The sequence below is a fragment of the Oscillochloris sp. ZM17-4 genome (genome assembly GCF_019599295.1).
Classification (GTDB): Bacteria; Chloroflexota; Chloroflexia; order Chloroflexales; family Chloroflexaceae; genus Oscillochloris.
This window is the reverse complement of record NZ_JAIEWN010000070.1, coordinates 1-15,360: the sequence shown is the minus strand read 5'-3', so window position 1 is coordinate 15,360 and position 15,360 is coordinate 1. Positions and strand designations below refer to the sequence as shown.

Here is a 15,360-nt window from a genome sequence, read left to right as displayed (position 1 = left end):
GGCCCAGACGATCTGGGCCATCCAGGCCGCCGGCCTGCAGCTCTGGGGCGAGCGCTACGGTGTGACCTCCGACGACCTCCCGCCCATGACCCGCCTGGACATCGGCCAGGTCACGATGCCGGACCTTACCGCCCCGGTGCCCACGCCCGAGGCCCGTCCGGCGCCCGGATCGACCATCCCCGGCAGCACGAGCACTGTCCCCGGTAGCACGCAGCCGTAGCCGCAGCCGCGATACCCACAAAGGCCAATCTATGATGCCCGCCGCCACATCTTCCATCGCCATCGCCGAGAAGGCCGCCGACGTGACCGAGACGCTGCGCATCTACACCACCAGCGGGCGGATCGGCTCCTTCTGGGGTCTGCCGTTTGCCGAGGCGTGTATCGCCCTGTTCGACACGCCGGATCTGCCCCTGCCGGTATGGGCGCAGATCGACTGGTACGGGCCGGTCGAGATCTGGCGCAGCCCTGAGCACGAGGTCTCGGACATCCTCTACAACGGCCCGCCCAGCGACCCCTTCTACGTCGTGCAGCGCGGGGCCATGAGCAACACCAGCGTCACCGTCCACCCGAGCTGGATCGCCTTCGTCCAGCGCCAGCTGCTGCTGCGCGGGCAGAAGATCGACCCCGCCGGCGACGGGACGTGGAGCCGGACCGACGCGCAGGGCGTCTCGGACAAGCTGCGCTACGCGATCACCTGCCCGCCGCTCTCGCACGACGGGCCGAGCCTCTCGATCCGCCTGCTGCCTGATCGCTGGCGCACCCTCGCCGACCTGACCCAGGCCAACACGATCACCACGGAGGCGGCCACCCTGCTGCTGACCGGGCTGCGCGCGGGGGCGTCGGTGATTGTGGCCGGATCGACTGGCAGCGGCAAGACCACGCTCACCGCCGGCTTCACCCAGGAGCTCGGCGCGTCCAGCCGGCTGATCTTCGTGGAGGACGGCGGCGAGCTGCCGCGCTCTGCGAACTGCCTGCGCCTGGAGGTAAACAGCCAGGACGACGACGGCGCATTCGGCCGGGCGGTGCGCCTGACCCTGCGCCAGAAGCCGAACTACGTGATCGTCGGCGAGGTGCGCGGCGGCGAGGCGATGGCGATGCTTCAGGCGGCCGCCACCGGCCACCCCGGCATCGGCACCATCCACGCCGGCAGCGTGCAGGGCGCGCTGCGCAACCTGGAGCGCATGGCCATGCTGGGCCTGGCATCCCAGGCCAGCGGCGGCGGCCAGGCGGCGGCGGCGATCGTGCGCGGCCTGATCACCTCTGCGTCGGTCAGCCTGATCGTTGTTCACATCGGCCACACCCCGCAGGGCCGCCGCGCCGTGCTCGCCATCGAGGAGGTGCTGCCCACCGGCGCCCAGGGCCAGAGCGGCGATAACTTTACGACCAACCCGCTGTTTCGCTACGAGCCCGCCGCCGATGCACTTGAGCGCATCGGCGTGGTCAATGCGGCCTGGGGTCTTGGGAGGTATTAGCGGAGCGGCGTGTCGCGGCACCGAAAAAGACTCGCCACCACACATCTAAGGAGCAACCATCACCGTGGAACTCATCGTCTACAGCGCCCTTGACGGGCTCGCGTCCCGCCTAGAGGTCTACCGCGATCTCTCGATCATCGCCCCCTCGAAGCTGGATCAGGCCCGGCGCCTGATCGCCGCCGAACGCCCGCCGCACGCGATCTACGTCGACGACACCCGCAGCACCCCCGCGCCCGAGCTGTGGGGGCTCATCCACGATGCCCACACCGCCGGGGTGCGCGTACTGGTGAACATGGTCGGTGCCGGCCAGGTGATCCTCTCCGACGCCCGCGCCCTGGGCATCTCCACCACCACCGACCGTGACGCCGCCTCGGTGGCCGCCTGGGTCGGCGCTGCCCTTGGCATCTCGGTGCGCGCCGCCGCCGGCGCGGTGCCGGTCGTCGCCATTGGCGCGGCCAAGGGCGGCATCGGCAAGACCTTCGCCACCTGCGTGCTGGCCGAGGGGCTACGCCGCCGCGGCCTGCGCGTGCTGGTCTGGGACAGCGACATCTCCAACCCCGGCCTGGTGCCGGCCTTCCGGGTGCCCGCCTCGGCGCCCTCCTACCTGCACCTGGTGCAGCGCGGCCCGTCGAGCTGGAACCCCACCGGCATCGAGCCCTTCATCTATCACGCCGAACACACCGCCGCAACCGAGTCTGGCTGGGGCGAGATCGCCTTCCTGATTGGCTCGCACGCCGTCGCCCGCGCCGAGAACGATGTGCGCCTACCCGACTGGCAGGGGCTCTACGCCGGCGTCACCCAGATTAACGGCTTTGACCTGGTGCTGATCGACACCCCGCCTGACTACCTGCGCCGGCCCTACGCCACCCACACCCTGCTCAGTGGGGGCACGGTCGTGCTGCCCTGCCCCCCCGGCGCCCGCGAGCGTATGGGCGTCGGCCACATGCTCGATCATTTCCGCGAGGTGGCACCGGATCGGCTTGACCACACCGCGCTGCTCTTTATAGAGCCCGAGCACGGGGTCGTGACGAAGGTCGAGAACATCATCCCGATCTTCGGCCAGCGCTACCCCGAGGCCCGTGCCCTGGGCACACTGCCCCGCGCCCCGCGACTGGCAAGCATGGCTGATGAGTACGACGGCTACATCTCCATGCTCGATCTGGGGCCGGAGAGCGTTTTCGCGCAGACCACCCATCGCATCGTCGACTCGCTGATCACGTACCTCGGCCTCACGCCGACGCTGCCCATTCCCAAGCTCGGCGCCTGGCCCGCGCTCATCGGCCGCCTGCGCGGCGACCGGGTCGCGGTGCCATCCGCCAATACGACCGTGGGCGCCCTCGCCGCAGGCAATGACTAGGAGCCTCCCCCCCATGACGAACACCACTACACCATCGCTCCATGTGGTCGAGGACGGCGGGCTCGCCGCCCTCATCGGCGGCGGCGGGAAGAATGGAACCACGCCGATCTCCGAGATCCTGCGCATGCCCGAGGTGCTCGCCGCCGCAATGGACGTGCTCAAGCAGTCCATACCCGTCGAGCTACTCGACCCGGTGGCCCCGGCCGCGCAGCGCAACCCGGTCGTGCTGGAGGTGCTGCGCCGGGCGATCGGCGCGCAGGTGGAGGCCGGGCGCGGCCCGCTGCGCCAGGTGCCGACCGACGAGGCGAGCCTGCTGGCGATCTTCCGCGACACGCTCGGCTGGGGGCCGGCCCAGGCCTACCTCGACGACGAGCGCATCCAAGAGGTGAAGATCAACGGCGTCCAGATATCGGTGCAGGAGGATGGTCACGACTTCTCGATCGTGCCGGAGCGCTTCACCGACCCGCGCCAGGCGCTCAACCGCGCCCTGCTCCTGGCCGCCCGGCTCAACGTGTCGCTCAACCACAGCGCACCCCAGGGCACGCTGCCGCTGGCCCACGGCACCCGCATGCACGTCACTGTGCCGCCCTGTATGCCCGATGGGACGGCGCTGATCTGCATCCGGCGCGGGCGCAGCTACGCCTGGACCCTGGAGGATGTGCTGGAGCGTGGGGCGTTCAGCCCGGCGGTCTTTGACATCCTGCTGCTGCTGGCGCGGGCCAAGTGCTCCTTCCTGATCGCCGGCGAGACTGGCAGCGGGAAGACGGCCCTGCTGGAGAGCATCGTCAACTCCTGGCCCGGCGAGCCGCATGTGGTGACGATCGAGGACAACACCCAGGAGATCCGGGTCAAACACGAGATGTGGACCCGCGAGCTGGTGCAGAGCGCGACGGAGCCGGGGGCGTTCGGGCGGGCCGCCCGCGAGGCGCTGCGGCAGACCCCCTCAGTGGTCGCCCCCGGTGAGACCCGCGCCGAGGAGGGCGGGGCCATCCTCACCCTGGCGGTGAGCGGCCACGCCGTGATCACCACGCTGCACGCCAAGAGCTGCTACGCCGCCGTGCTGCGCTTTGCCGACTGCGCGGCGATGCCGGGCGCCTACGTCTACGCGGGCCGGCGCAACAACGCCCTGGAGGATGTCGGCGATACCATCGAGGTGGTCATCCACATCGAGAAAATGAACGGGCTGCGCTATATCAGCGAGATCGCCCTGCTCGACGGCACCGAGCGCGAGCGCGACGGCACGCCGCGCCCGCGGCTCGTGCCGCTGGCCGAGATGGTGGTGAATGAGGAGGGCCAGTTCACCTGGCCGACGCGGGCAGTGGCGGTGGGCGATGCCCTGATCTGGTCAGGCGACGCCGATGAGACGCCGCGCAGCCTGGCCCAGAAGCTGCGCCTGCTGCGCGCCGAGGGCCGGGTGCGCGCCGCGCCGACCTCCCGCGCCGCCGCTGATGAGGCGATCACCCTGGCCGGGCAGCTGGTTACGGCAGGCCAGGCCGAGAACGCCCTCGCGGCGCTGCGCCGGGCCTGGGCCGATCGGCACGACGACCGGCTGATCGCGGCGGCTGCGCGGGTACTGGAGTTCGACCCGCAGCGCATGGTGGCGGCGGCGGTGGAGAGCATCACGCAGGCGGTGGCGCTCGAGGCACTGCTGGATCGCCGGGCCTGGGGGCAGGCCCGCCGACGTATGGACGAGGTGCAGCGCAACCTGGTGCAGATAGCCGCCATCACCCCGGTGGGTCGCTGGGAGGCCATCCGTGAACGTATTGCGGCGGGCGTGACAGTGGACACCGACCTCTACACCCGCGCCAAGCGCGCCCGCCAGGCGCTGGATCGCGGCAGCCAGCCCAACGAGGTGATCGTGCTGCTCGGCCCCGACCTGAGCGACCGCGCCTCGCCCGACGCCGCACTAGCGGTGCTGGCGGTGCGCCGCGATGCGGTGGCGCAGCTGGTGGAGGCTGGCGAGGTGCGCCAGGAGGTGTACGCGGCGATTGTGGCGCAGATGCGCGCCCTGACCGCGCCCCAGGAGGTTTCGTATGCGTGACCTGACTGGCCCGGTGACCGCGCCCGAGACGGCGTGGCTGATCAACGTGGTGCCGGTGTCCCTGACCCTGGCCGCCACGCTGGTGGTGGTGTTCATGCTGCGCGAGCGGCTGATGCAGCTCATCGTCGCCACGGCGGTGAAGCGGGCCGCCCGCGCCCGCCAGGCGCTGCCCGCCGCACTTGTCCCCGACGTGGCCCTGATCTGGACGCCGCCGGCGCTGCCGCCGGCCACCTTCCTCGGGATCAGCGTGGGCGCCACCGTCATCATGCTGCTCGTGACGAGCATGCTCTTCTCCCCGATCTTTGTGGCAATGGCGGTGACCGCTCCGCTGACCGCTGGGCTCGTCTGGGTGCTCATCCAGGTGTTCGAGCTGCGCTACACGAACCACCTTGAGCGCGACCTGACGGCGGCGGTGGGCCGGATGAGCGCCCTGCTGCGCTCGGGCAACGGCTATCGCCAATCGCTCGTGAAGCTGCTCGACGACATGGACCCGGGGCCGCTGCGCGCCGAGTGGCGCTTCCTGATTGACGCCCAGGGCGCGCCACTGTCGAGCAGCGACGGCATCGCCACGCCGCAGCAGGTCACCGCCGCGCTCTCGGCGCAGACCCCCTCGCGACGCCACGCGACCTTCCTCAACCACCTGGCCGTGGCCGTAGGCCAGCCGCAGGACGTGCTCGTGACGCGGGTGAAGACCGCCTACGAGGCGCTCCAGGCATCAGACCGCCGCCGCGACGAGGCGGTGACGCAGCTGGCTCAGATGCGCTATAGCGGCATGGCCGTGGGCCTTGCCGGCATGGTGATGGCGCTCTACCTGTTCTGGACGCAGTGGGATCGGGTGGTGATCGCCTACAGCTCGCCGCTGGGTATGGTGGTGGGCGGCGTCGTCGCCGGCGCGCTGCTGCTGCCCATCGTGGGCGGTGTGCTGCTCGCCCGCGCTGATGATATCGACTACTAGCGAGCAGCCATCACACACCCAATGGGTGTGTGATGGCTGTCCCCAATGAGGTGTTCCTATGTCGTTTCTTTCCTCCCCCGGCACACCCTACTACCTGGGCGCGATCGCCGCCGCCATCATCGCCACATGGGGCGTGCTGCTGATGGAGCGCCGCCGGGTTGCGGTCGCCGGGCTCCAGCTTGCCCCCACGGCCGCCGGGATGTCACGCCGCTACCTGACCGGCAACCTCGCCGGCGTGCCGCTCGCCGTCGGCCTGGTCTCAATGGGGGTCGCCGGCGGCGTCCAGGGCATGCCGCGCCTGCTGCTGCTGGCCGCCGCCCTCGGCGGCTACATGTATCTCGCGCTGGTCATCCCGCGCCGCCCGCTCGTGCGGCAGCAGCAGGAGGCGGATGCGCTACGGCGGCTCACCCCCGGCTTCATCTCGTTTGTGCGCGTGGGCATGAGCAGCTTCGAGTCGCCGCTGGACATCATGCGCCGCTACACGCTACGCCCGGTCACGCGCTGGGCGCCGATGCAGGAGGTGGTGACCGAGGCGCTGCGGATCAGCCTGGATCGGCGGCTGCGCCCTTTCGCCGCGCTGCTATTCGTGGTCAAAGAGCGCGGCTGCCGCGAGCTGATCGACCTCGCCGCCGCGCTGGCCCAGGCTGAGGCCGAGGGCGGGAACATCGAGGCGGTGCTTGTCGCCCAGCAGGTCACCCTGGAGCAGATCCTTCAGAGCGAGTTCAAGCGCATGCTCAGCCGCCGCACCATGTATCTGCTACTCATGGTGGCGGTCTCACTGGTGGTGGGAATCCTGATAAATCTTCTCTGGGTCATCACCGCCGGGGGCAGCGTGTTTCAGCAGCTCTGATGATTCACACGTAGAAGTGTACTCGTTAGGCACACAGCGCACCTAACGAGTACCGGGGCGACGAGAGAAAGACGAAGTGCTCTATGCCACCACATGGGACACCGCCCTCCGCGCGCGCACAGCAGGCGCTCGCCGCCATCGAGGAGCTGGGCGGCGAGGGCGCGCTGCCAGAGGTGCTGAAGTCGAGCGACGTGGTTCCGCTCATGGGGCGCGGCTGGTTCAGCCACGCGCTCAGGCTGCGCCTGATGCCGGGCATGCAGGCCCGGCCGGGCGGGGTGTGGCGCTGTGATCGCGGGACGTTCCTGGCCTGGCTGCGAAAACTTACCGACAATGTACATGGATCATGACGCACGGCGAATAGACGGGTGGGTCGGCCTGCACGACGCGGCCCAGCGCTGCCGGGTCTCTACGGGGACGATGCGCGAGTGGGCGCGGGACGGCCTCGTGGAGTCGATGGAATACGATCAACGCGTGCTGCTGATCTACTGGCCGTCGATCGAGGCCCGGCTGAGCCAGCCACCGGCGGGGGGAGGGCACGATGACCAGAAGTAGGCGCGTGACGGTCGGGGTGCTGGCGTTGGGCACGCTGGGCGCGCTCCTGCGTGCGCTTCAGCACAGCCTCCAGTCGCCGCTGCTCGCGCCAGCGGCACCGGCGCTTGGGGCATGCGTGATGCTCGCCGCGCTGACGGCCCTGACCGGCATGGGCCACCGCTTCGGCGGCGTTGTGGCGTCGCTCGTGATCGCCGTGCTGGTCGGTGTCGAGTCTCCCCTGCTAGATACGCTGCCCCCAGCGGTGGTCGTGCTGCCCATGCTGGTGGCGCTGCTGGTAGCTCGGCCGATCTGGTCGCTGGCGGCGGGACTCACGACCATGCTGACGCTCGTGATCCGGGCCGACTTCCAGGGGGTCTACATGCAGTCGGAGACCATGCTGCTGATGGCCGTGATCAATGGGGCGGTGGTGCTCGGGCGGCTGCTGATCGAGTGGGAGCTGGCCGATGTTCAGGCGACGAAGCGCACGCTCGAGCGGCGCGTCCACGAGCGCACTGCGGCCTTAGACGCGGCGCGGGCGCGGGCGGCGCGGATGCTCGGCGAGAAGCAGCGCCTCTACGGCGCTGTCGCCGAGGATATGCGGCAGATCACCACGGTCGCATCGAACATGGCGATCCAGCTGACCGAGGCGGCCCGGGCCGGGCAGTCCGACATCACCTACGACCACGAGCGACGCCTGCTGCGGTTGCTGCGCCGGCAGGCGATGGCCGCCCAGGATCTGAGCGACATCGCGCAGCTCGCCGAGGGCCAGGGCGTGGCGACCCAGCCGATCGCCACCGCGCTGCTCGGCCTGGCCGAGCGGGTGGCCGACCAGATGACGGTCGAGGCACAGAGCTTCCAGGTGACCATGACCATCGCGGCCCAGCCCGATCTGCCGCTATGCTGGTGCGACCCGCGCCGCACCGAGCGGGTGCTGTGGAGCCTGATCGGCAACGCCCTGCGGGCGGTGACCCAGCGGGGCAGCGGCGGCATGATCACCGTGACCATCACCCACGAGCCAGGGGGGATGCTGTGCTGCGAGGTGGCCGACAACGGCGTCGGCATGGCACCGGCGGAGCTGGAGCAGCTCCGCCACCGGCTGGTGCGCCCGCTGCTCCCCGGCGCCGCCGGCGACGGCATCGGCACCGGCATCACCCTCGCCGGCCAGCTGGTCGCCCGCATGGGCGGCGAGCTGACGATCCGCTCGCCAGGCCAGCACCTCGGGGCGGTGGCCGCATTCACCCTGCCGTGCGCCGCCGACGATCCGGCACCGCCGGTCTTCGATACCGACCATAACAGAAGACACATCACATTGGAGGTGCGCCGGTGAGCGGATTCCACACCCACGCTCTCATCGGCGCGGTCGGCGGTCTGGGCTTGGCCCGGCTGATCGCCGCGACCCGGCCCGAGCTGCTGCCCGAGCGCGTCCTTGGCCTCGCCGCACCGAGCGCCTGGCCGATCAGCGCCGGCGGGGTGGCGGTCATCCTGGCGAGCGCGCTGCTGGCACTCATCCCCGACATCGACGAGCCGCATAGCTTCGTCGCCCAGCGCGTGCGCGAGGTGCTGACCGCCACGGGCATGGCCCTGGGCGCGGTGCTTGGCATGGTTGCCGGTGGCCCGGCATGGCTGCCGCTGGCAGGCGGCGTGGCAGGGGTGCTGCTTGGCCTGCTCGCCGGCTGGGCACTGCTGCGCGGCATCCGCGCCGCTGCCGGCGGGCACCGCCACCTCACCCACTCGCTGGTCTTCGCGGGCGCCCTGCTGGCCCTGGGCGGGCTGCTCTGGACCGCCAGCGCGCCCACCCTGGCCCTGGCCCCCGCCGCTATCGCCTGGGGTGTGCTGCTGCACGACCTGGCCGATGTGGTCACGCCTTCCGGCGTGCCGTTGCTCTACCCGCTCTCCGAACGCCGGGTGCGCGTCCTGCCCGCCGCGCTCGCGCCATTCGGCGAGCCGCTGATCGCCGCCGCGGCCATGTGCGCCGCGTGGGCGATGATCTCGATCTGAGCTGAGAGAAAGGCCCCGCGTTGTGCCTCCCGTTGTGCCTGCCATCGTAGCCCACGCCGTGCGGCGACTGCGCGGCTTTGTTCACGCATCCATGACGACCCACCACATCGACCCCGTGCAGCGCGTCTACGGCTCCATTCTGGCGCAGATCACGTTCACGCTCGGCATCGCTGCACCATTGTTCCTCGTCGCTCAGGCGGTCTTCGGGGTGGGGCTGATCTCAACGACCGAGGCGCTGATCATGGTGCTGGCGGTGACGGTTATCTGGTACGTCAATCGGCGTGGCGGCATCCTCGCGCCGGCGACGGTCATTGTCCTGATCGCCGCGATGATGATTGCTATCTACGACCCCGCCAGCTACGCCGTGGTCAATGGCTACCCGGTGGTGAATGTCGCCTTTGTCGTGCCCGGGTTGCTGGCGTCGCTGCTGATCGGCTGGTTTTGGGGCTACCCGGTGATGCTTGCGACCACGCTGATGCTCGGAATGCGCGCCATGTACGCGGGCTATTCGCTGGATGCTGCGCAGCATTTCGTGGTCGTCGCTCTTTCTGAGCTGTCGGTTGTGGTCTCCTTCGTCGCCATCGTGAGCTTCTACTTTCGTGCCTCGCTCATGCAGGCGGTGAGCACAGCGGAGCAGCTGGAGCAGCGGGTTCTGGAGCGCACCGCCGAGCTTGATGAGGTGCATCGCTCATGGCAGGTCGAGACCGCGCAGGTCACGCACGATCTCAAGAACCTGATGACGATCACGATGTCTGAGGTGAGCCTGATGCTGGAAGAATTAGATGATCTCCAGCACGATGGCTCCCCGCTCGATGTTGGCGGCATGCGAGGAGCCTTCCAGCGCATAGCGGACGCGCAGCGTCTCCAGGCTGGGCTGGTCGGCGACCTGCATACGCTCAGCGTGCTGAAGGTGAACGCCTCCGCGCTGGTCGTGTCGTCGGAGGAGTACGACCTTGCCGCACGCATCCGGCACCTCACCAATGTGATGCACACGTATGTTGTATCATCGTCGATCCAGCTCTACATTGAGCTGCCGCCGCAGCTGTTCATCCTGGCCGACCCGGCCCGGATTGATCGGGTCGTGCTGAACCTGCTCGCCAACGCGATCAAGTTCACCGGCGGCTACCGTGACGGCGACGGCGCGATCACCGTGACGCTGCGCGCCGAGGGCGCCGATGCGCTGCTGGAGGTGGCCGACAACGGCATCGGGATCTCCGCCGCTGGGCTAACCCGAATCGGTGAGCGCTGGGTGCGCGACGTGCGGCACGAGCGGATGCCGCCCGGCACCGGCCTGGGCCTGAACTTCAGCACCGCGATGGTGCGCCTCTTCCACGGCACTATTGAGGTCTTTTCCCCTGGCGAGCGCCAGGGGACGATGGTGCGCGTGCGGCTGCCGCTCGCGCCGGGAGATTCGCCATGTCCGACTATATCTACATCGTTGAGGACCACGGCACGCTGAACCAGCTGCTTGCCCGGCAGGTTGAGCGGGTGCTCCAGATGCGGGTGGCGCAGGCGACCCGCGCCGAGTTCGCCTACCCCGCGCTCTCCCGACCACCCGCCCCGGCTATCGTGCTCTCGGACTTCCAGCTCGCCGGCCGTGAGGATGGCGCCGACCTCGCCGCCTGGATGCTCACACAGCCCCACCTGGCGAGCACGCGCCGCATCTTGATCACCGGCACGCCGAGGGAGCAGATCCGCCTTGCAGTGCGGCGATGCGGCTACGTCCACATGACCGACCTTTGGCATGTGGTTGTCGAGAAGCCCGCCAGCGCCTCAGATGTTATGGCGGTCGTCGTGCCGGAGCTCGCGATATACGCGGCGGCTGTGGGCTCTTCTGCGCAGGTGACGTGACTTCAATCCCGTATTGCGCTAGTACCAAAAGACATAGCACGTATGGCCTTTCGTTTATAGCGCGTACAGAAATTGCTCGCTATACTGACGAAGAACAATCTTTCCTGCCCTGCGCTTTCGGCTAAACGGCGCGGCTACCGGGGGAATGGCCTCTGTCGAGGACCAGCCCGGGGCCGCGCCTTTGTGTTTCATAACCTTTCCTGCCCTGCGCTTTCGGCTAAACGGCGCGGCTACCGGGGGAATGGCCTCTGTCGAGGACCAGCCCGGGGCCGCGCCTTTGTGTTTTCATAACCTTATGCGCCATCATCCCGCCATCATCCTTGCCATTATCATCTTCGCGCCACTGCTCTGCAGTTGTGGCGGCGATTACCTCACTGACAGCGAGGTGGCGCAGACGGCGGTGGCCCAGGGCTGCTGGTCGGAGGATACCCGGCCGACACCCTATCCAGTGACGGTGACGGCCCCTGGAGGTGCTTCCGCTCCGACCGCGACGGTGATCGCCAATTTTGGCGATCCGACCTTTACCCCCGCCCCCACCGCAACCCGGCCAGCAACGACCACGCCGCTGCCGCGCTGCACGCCGCAGCCAGGGCAGACCCAGGTGGCATGGCCCACACCCCTGCCGACCGAGCCACCCTACCCGACGCGCCCGGTCAGCGCCGCCCAGCCCCAGCTCGGCAGTGACGATGTGCTGCGCGTCGCTGATCCGGTGTTGATGCTCGATGTGGCGGTTCACCCGCAGTCGAGCTGGGCCGCCGTCGCCGCCGTATCTATCCCAATCTCGAACAAGGGCGACACCCGCGTGTATGTACGGGCCTATCGCCCCGCCGAGCACCGCTGGGGGCCGGCGACCACGGTTGATCGCGAAGGGACGCACCCGATTAAATTTCGCAGCGTGTCTACGGCAATCACACCGGACGGCACCATCCATGTGATCTGGGGCGTGACTGAATACCCCGACATGACCCTGTTTGCCACGCACTCCACCGACCTTGGTGCGACCTGGTCGGCCCCCGAGCCGATCGGCAGACCGTTCTTCTCGGTGCTTGACGTGGCCGCAACCGACACGAATGAGATCTATGTGCTGGCGCTATGGGCTGACGCTGCCCACGATGGGGTTATTCCCGCCCTGCTCCATCGTTCCGCTGCCGGGGAGTGGGACTCGGAGCTTCTGCCGGAGAATGACACGTGGTATGCCAGCAGCGGCGCGCTCGCCGTGGTGGGCACGGGGGACACTGCACAGCTCGTCACGATGGTGACCGCGTTTAGAAATCTACCTGGATCGGCCCTCACCCTCTCCCGGCCCCTGCGTGGGGGATCGTGGGTTGCTCAATTCCATACCATCCCCGACGCCGGCAGCATCCTGACGGATGCGCAGGTGGTTGCCTACCCCTATCGTGACGGCGCCACGTTGCGCCAGGCGGTCACGTTTAGCGCCACGATGCGCGATGAGGGGTCCATGTTCGCCCTCACCTCGTTGGACGGGGGGGCGACCTGGCTCCCCTGGTCAACCATCACATCGCCCGCTGGGATTATCACCGCCGGAGGCATCGCCTTCGATCCATCCGCACAACGATTGGTCGCGGTCTGGAACTGCTGTGAGGAGGCTCTGTGGGGCAGTGCCGCGTCCACGCACTATGCGGCATGGGCGAACCCTGTCATTGGAGGCTGGACACCCCCCGCTGAGACGACACTGAGTGCCCGAGCCCCGCTGATCACGGGCGCTCGCTCGGCCCATCTCACCCAGCTCGCTCACGCGATCAACGCCCGCGTCGCCTGGCTGGTCTGGGTTGAGAATGCACGAACCGTGCGCGCTCGTGCCGTCAACCTTGATCGGATCATCCCAGCCAGCCAGTATCCGACGCCGACCCCTCGGCCCACCTCGGAGGCGCAGCCATGATATCTGCGCGCGTATGGACGTGGCTGGGTGCGCTGGCCTTCGCTGGGGTGATGCTGGTTCTTACGGTCGCCTGCACGGCGATCGAGACTCAGATGACGCTCTCGACCCCGGCATGGGCCTGCCCGAGCCCCACGCCATTGCCGTACGGCATGGCCGGGCCGGTCAAGGAGGTTATTCACCACCCACGGCCCACCATCACTCCCTCCGGCCCTGTCACCTACGACGATGAGCGGGTCTATTACGAGGTGTGGGAGCGAGAGTACGGCGACACGTTCAGTGGCCCGCCCTTCCCATCGCCCACCGCCTACGTGCGTGAGGGGAACACCTTCAGCCTTGGGCAGTGGGTGCGGATTGACCCGCTCTTTGCGAACATCGACGCTCGCGCCAGCACGGTGATCACCGATGGCCGTCAGCTCTATCTCGTGGAGATCGCATGGAGGAACCCTACGGTCTCCCCCATCAGTGTCGACTATGCCGCCCAGATCCAACTGCTCTCTGTGCGCCGCGCTGATGGCACCGCAACCGCGGGCGATGGTTGGTTCGTCAGCCCTGAGTCGCTGCGCCTCGCCGCCACGGGCGCGCTGCCAACCGTCATCCCGGTCGGCGACAGCACGACCACCATTCCCATCCTTGCGCCTCCCGGCGGACCAGGGGCGGTGGCGTTGCTGCTGCGCCGTGACGGGAGCTACCTGCCTGCCTACCCCACGCCGACCGGGACGCCGGTGGCACCCGCAACGGCAACGCCGGTCGTGCCGCCGACGCCAAACACCGATCTGCGCCGCACGGACTCGGATGTGGTCATGGTCGTCTTTACCGCCGAGCAGCCTGCCAACCCCGTCTGCGACAGCCCCGGCATGTCCTCTGCCTGGTCCGCTGACGGCTCAAGGGCAGAGGGTCGGGCCGATGTGCCGATAGTCGCACCTGCTGGCGCCGGGCGACTGGTCGAGCTGTCGCTCGCCCAGATCGGCAAGCGCTATGTCTGGGGGACTGCTGGGCCATCCACCTTCGACTGTTCGGGCCTCGTGGTTTGGCTCTACGGGCAGATCGGCCTGCCGGTTCCGGCACGCACCGCCGATGACCAGTTCAGGACGATGCGGCCGGTGGACGCTGCCCACGCGCTCCCCGGCGACCCGATGTACTTCCGCCCGGCGGGCAGCACGCGGATCACCCACGCCGCCGTCTATGTCGGCGACATCAACGGGGATGGGGTTGGCGATGTGGTTCACGCCGCCAGCCCGAGGTACGGCGTGCTGCTCCTCAGCGGTGGCGTCCGCAACAGCTACTACTTCGGCCCAACCTGTACCCTCTGCTTCGCCGGCTACCGGACGATGAGGTGATGATGCGTCTGCCGACATTGCTCTTGATCATCGGCGCGGTTTGCTTACCCTCGGTCAGCGCACGTGCGCAGACACCTGCCATGCAGGTGCGCCTCATAGACCAGGCAGGATCGGGCGTTTCAGGAGTGCAGATCACCATTCGTGATGAGGGTGGCACCCAGGATATCGCCGTGCAGGCTACCGATATACATGGAGAGGCAACCTTCGGTGTTCTCCCGACGACGGTACGCCTTTCGCTACGCGGTGCCACTCCCAACGGGGCGCCGATCGCCCTCGGCGAGACTTCCTTTCTCGACGAGCCGGCCATCCTCATTCGCACCGACATCGGCGACCCACTGGTGGCCCTGGTGATGGACGCCGGCGGCTTGGTCTACCTCGACCCGGCGGAGATCGAGCCCGAGGGTAGCCCGGCGGCATCCCCGACCGTCGCACCGGCCCCCGCGCCAACTCGCGCCACCCCCGCGCCAGCGACACCTGAGCATGCGTCCTTTGCCTTGCCGTGGTGGATGCGCATCCTGGTCGGGCTGGCCCTGGTTAGCATTGCCTACCTCTTCAGCGCCAAGCGGAGGAGGCGATCATGATGCGCTTCCTGCTCCCCTTCCGCACCTGGTTGGGCCACCGTACCTGGCCGCAGCGCCTGATCATCGCCCTCGTCAGCGCGCTCGGGCTGCTGCTGCTGGCCCCGACCCGGCCCGCCGGCGCGTGTGGGATCGGCGACATGGGCTGTGGGGTCGATCAGGCCATGTACAACAGCATGCTGATCGCCGCCCGGCTGCTCTGGACACTCAACCGGCTCCTGCTGCTGGTGGCCTACCTGCTCGACATCATCCGCTATGAGATCATCGCCAACCTGTTCCTTAGCCCCTACACCCAGCTGACCGCGCTGGTCGGTGAGGCGATCATCCCGGTGGCGACCCTGGCGATCTTTATCGCCATCCTCGCCGTGCTGCTCGCGCCGTTCACCGGCATGGGGTCGCCTTTTAGCGTCCGGCAGATCCTGCTGATCGTCATGGTCGCTCCGCCGCTGCTGCTCGGCATGGGCACGGGGCTGGGCGAGCTCGATAACCT

Annotated in this window: 14 protein-coding genes and 1 pseudogene; all 15 read left to right on the top strand. The window is 68.6% G+C overall.

Going from position 1 to position 15,360, the window contains the following annotated elements:
- Positions 1 to 220 (top strand): annotated as a pseudogene (locus K2Z83_RS26145) (flagellar biosynthesis protein FlgA); the annotation flags it as partial.
- 31 nt (positions 221 to 251) lie between these two features.
- Positions 252 to 1,472, top strand: a complete 1,221-nt coding sequence (locus K2Z83_RS26140) for an ATPase, T2SS/T4P/T4SS family (RefSeq protein WP_220598109.1) — start codon at positions 252 to 254, stop codon at positions 1,470 to 1,472.
- A 64-nt stretch (positions 1,473 to 1,536) separates the two neighbouring features.
- The gene (locus K2Z83_RS26135) at positions 1,537 to 2,829 is read left to right on the top strand and encodes a ParA family protein (protein WP_220598108.1); all 1,293 of its coding nucleotides are present in this window, start codon (positions 1,537 to 1,539) and stop codon (positions 2,827 to 2,829) included.
- 13 nt (positions 2,830 to 2,842) lie between these two features.
- Positions 2,843 to 4,870, top strand: coding sequence for an ATPase, T2SS/T4P/T4SS family (locus tag K2Z83_RS26130; RefSeq protein ID WP_220598107.1), 2,028 nt, complete (start codon positions 2,843 to 2,845; stop codon positions 4,868 to 4,870).
- The gene (locus K2Z83_RS26125; protein ID WP_220598106.1) at positions 4,863 to 5,825 is read left to right on the top strand and encodes a hypothetical protein; all 963 of its coding nucleotides are present in this window, start codon (positions 4,863 to 4,865) and stop codon (positions 5,823 to 5,825) included. Before K2Z83_RS26130 ends, K2Z83_RS26125 begins: the two co-directional genes overlap by 8 nt.
- A 58-nt stretch (positions 5,826 to 5,883) precedes the next feature.
- Positions 5,884 to 6,675 carry a hypothetical protein gene (locus tag K2Z83_RS26120; RefSeq protein ID WP_220598105.1) on the top strand — a complete coding sequence of 264 codons (792 nt, stop codon included), beginning with the start codon at positions 5,884 to 5,886 and terminating at the stop codon, positions 6,673 to 6,675.
- An 83-nt stretch (positions 6,676 to 6,758) separates the two neighbouring features.
- Positions 6,759 to 7,022 (top strand): hypothetical protein, encoded by a 264-nt coding sequence (locus K2Z83_RS26115; protein WP_220598104.1) that lies wholly within the window; start codon positions 6,759 to 6,761, stop codon positions 7,020 to 7,022.
- Positions 7,023 to 7,213: 191 nt separating this feature from the next.
- A complete protein-coding gene (locus K2Z83_RS26110) occupies positions 7,214 to 8,533 on the top strand; it encodes a sensor histidine kinase KdpD (RefSeq protein ID WP_220598103.1) in 1,320 nt (439 codons plus the stop codon).
- Positions 8,530 to 9,204, top strand: a complete 675-nt coding sequence (locus K2Z83_RS26105; RefSeq protein ID WP_220598102.1) for a metal-dependent hydrolase — start codon at positions 8,530 to 8,532, stop codon at positions 9,202 to 9,204. The genes K2Z83_RS26110 and K2Z83_RS26105 overlap by 4 nt, the downstream gene beginning before the upstream one ends.
- A 34-nt stretch (positions 9,205 to 9,238) precedes the next feature.
- Complete coding sequence (locus K2Z83_RS30245; protein ID WP_220598101.1) at positions 9,239 to 10,663, top strand: HAMP domain-containing sensor histidine kinase; 1,425 nt, start codon at positions 9,239 to 9,241, stop codon at positions 10,661 to 10,663.
- Positions 10,621 to 11,055 (top strand): hypothetical protein, encoded by a 435-nt coding sequence (locus tag K2Z83_RS26095; RefSeq protein WP_220598100.1) that lies wholly within the window; start codon positions 10,621 to 10,623, stop codon positions 11,053 to 11,055. The genes K2Z83_RS30245 and K2Z83_RS26095 overlap by 43 nt, the downstream gene beginning before the upstream one ends.
- 241 nt (positions 11,056 to 11,296) lie before the next feature.
- Positions 11,297 to 12,955: a glycoside hydrolase gene (locus K2Z83_RS26090; protein WP_220598099.1), complete on the top strand. Its 1,659-nt coding sequence runs from the start codon at positions 11,297 to 11,299 to the stop codon at positions 12,953 to 12,955.
- The gene (locus tag K2Z83_RS26085; protein ID WP_220598098.1) at positions 12,952 to 14,292 is read left to right on the top strand and encodes a C40 family peptidase; all 1,341 of its coding nucleotides are present in this window, start codon (positions 12,952 to 12,954) and stop codon (positions 14,290 to 14,292) included. Before K2Z83_RS26090 ends, K2Z83_RS26085 begins: the two co-directional genes overlap by 4 nt.
- A complete protein-coding gene (locus K2Z83_RS26080; protein WP_220598097.1) occupies positions 14,292 to 14,873 on the top strand; it encodes a hypothetical protein in 582 nt (193 codons plus the stop codon). The genes K2Z83_RS26085 and K2Z83_RS26080 overlap by 1 nt, the downstream gene beginning before the upstream one ends.
- Positions 14,870 to 15,360, top strand: a 491-nt coding sequence (locus K2Z83_RS26075; RefSeq protein ID WP_220598096.1) for a hypothetical protein, incomplete at its 3' end; no start/stop codon positions are given. The genes K2Z83_RS26080 and K2Z83_RS26075, both read left to right, overlap by 4 nt.

What these genes read in the sequence shown, in the direction of transcription:
- K2Z83_RS26080 (WP_220598097.1), top strand. Translation starts at nt 14,292, where the DNA reads ATGATGCGTCTGCCGACATTGCTCTTGATCATCGGCGCGGTTTGCTTA.
- K2Z83_RS26120 (WP_220598105.1), top strand. Translation starts at nt 5,884, where the DNA reads ATGTCGTTTCTTTCCTCCCCCGGCACACCCTACTACCTGGGCGCGATC.
- K2Z83_RS26110 (WP_220598103.1), top strand. Translation starts at nt 7,214, where the DNA reads ATGACCAGAAGTAGGCGCGTGACGGTCGGGGTGCTGGCGTTGGGCACG.
- K2Z83_RS26090 (WP_220598099.1), top strand. Translation starts at nt 11,297, where the DNA reads ATGGCCTCTGTCGAGGACCAGCCCGGGGCCGCGCCTTTGTGTTTTCAT.
- K2Z83_RS26125 (WP_220598106.1), top strand. Translation starts at nt 4,863, where the DNA reads ATGCGTGACCTGACTGGCCCGGTGACCGCGCCCGAGACGGCGTGGCTG.
- K2Z83_RS26130 (WP_220598107.1), top strand. Translation starts at nt 2,843, where the DNA reads ATGACGAACACCACTACACCATCGCTCCATGTGGTCGAGGACGGCGGG.
- K2Z83_RS26115 (WP_220598104.1), top strand. Translation starts at nt 6,759, where the DNA reads ATGCCACCACATGGGACACCGCCCTCCGCGCGCGCACAGCAGGCGCTC.
- K2Z83_RS26095 (WP_220598100.1), top strand. Translation starts at nt 10,621, where the DNA reads ATGTCCGACTATATCTACATCGTTGAGGACCACGGCACGCTGAACCAG.
- K2Z83_RS26085 (WP_220598098.1), top strand. Translation starts at nt 12,952, where the DNA reads ATGATATCTGCGCGCGTATGGACGTGGCTGGGTGCGCTGGCCTTCGCT.
- K2Z83_RS26140 (WP_220598109.1), top strand. Translation starts at nt 252, where the DNA reads ATGATGCCCGCCGCCACATCTTCCATCGCCATCGCCGAGAAGGCCGCC.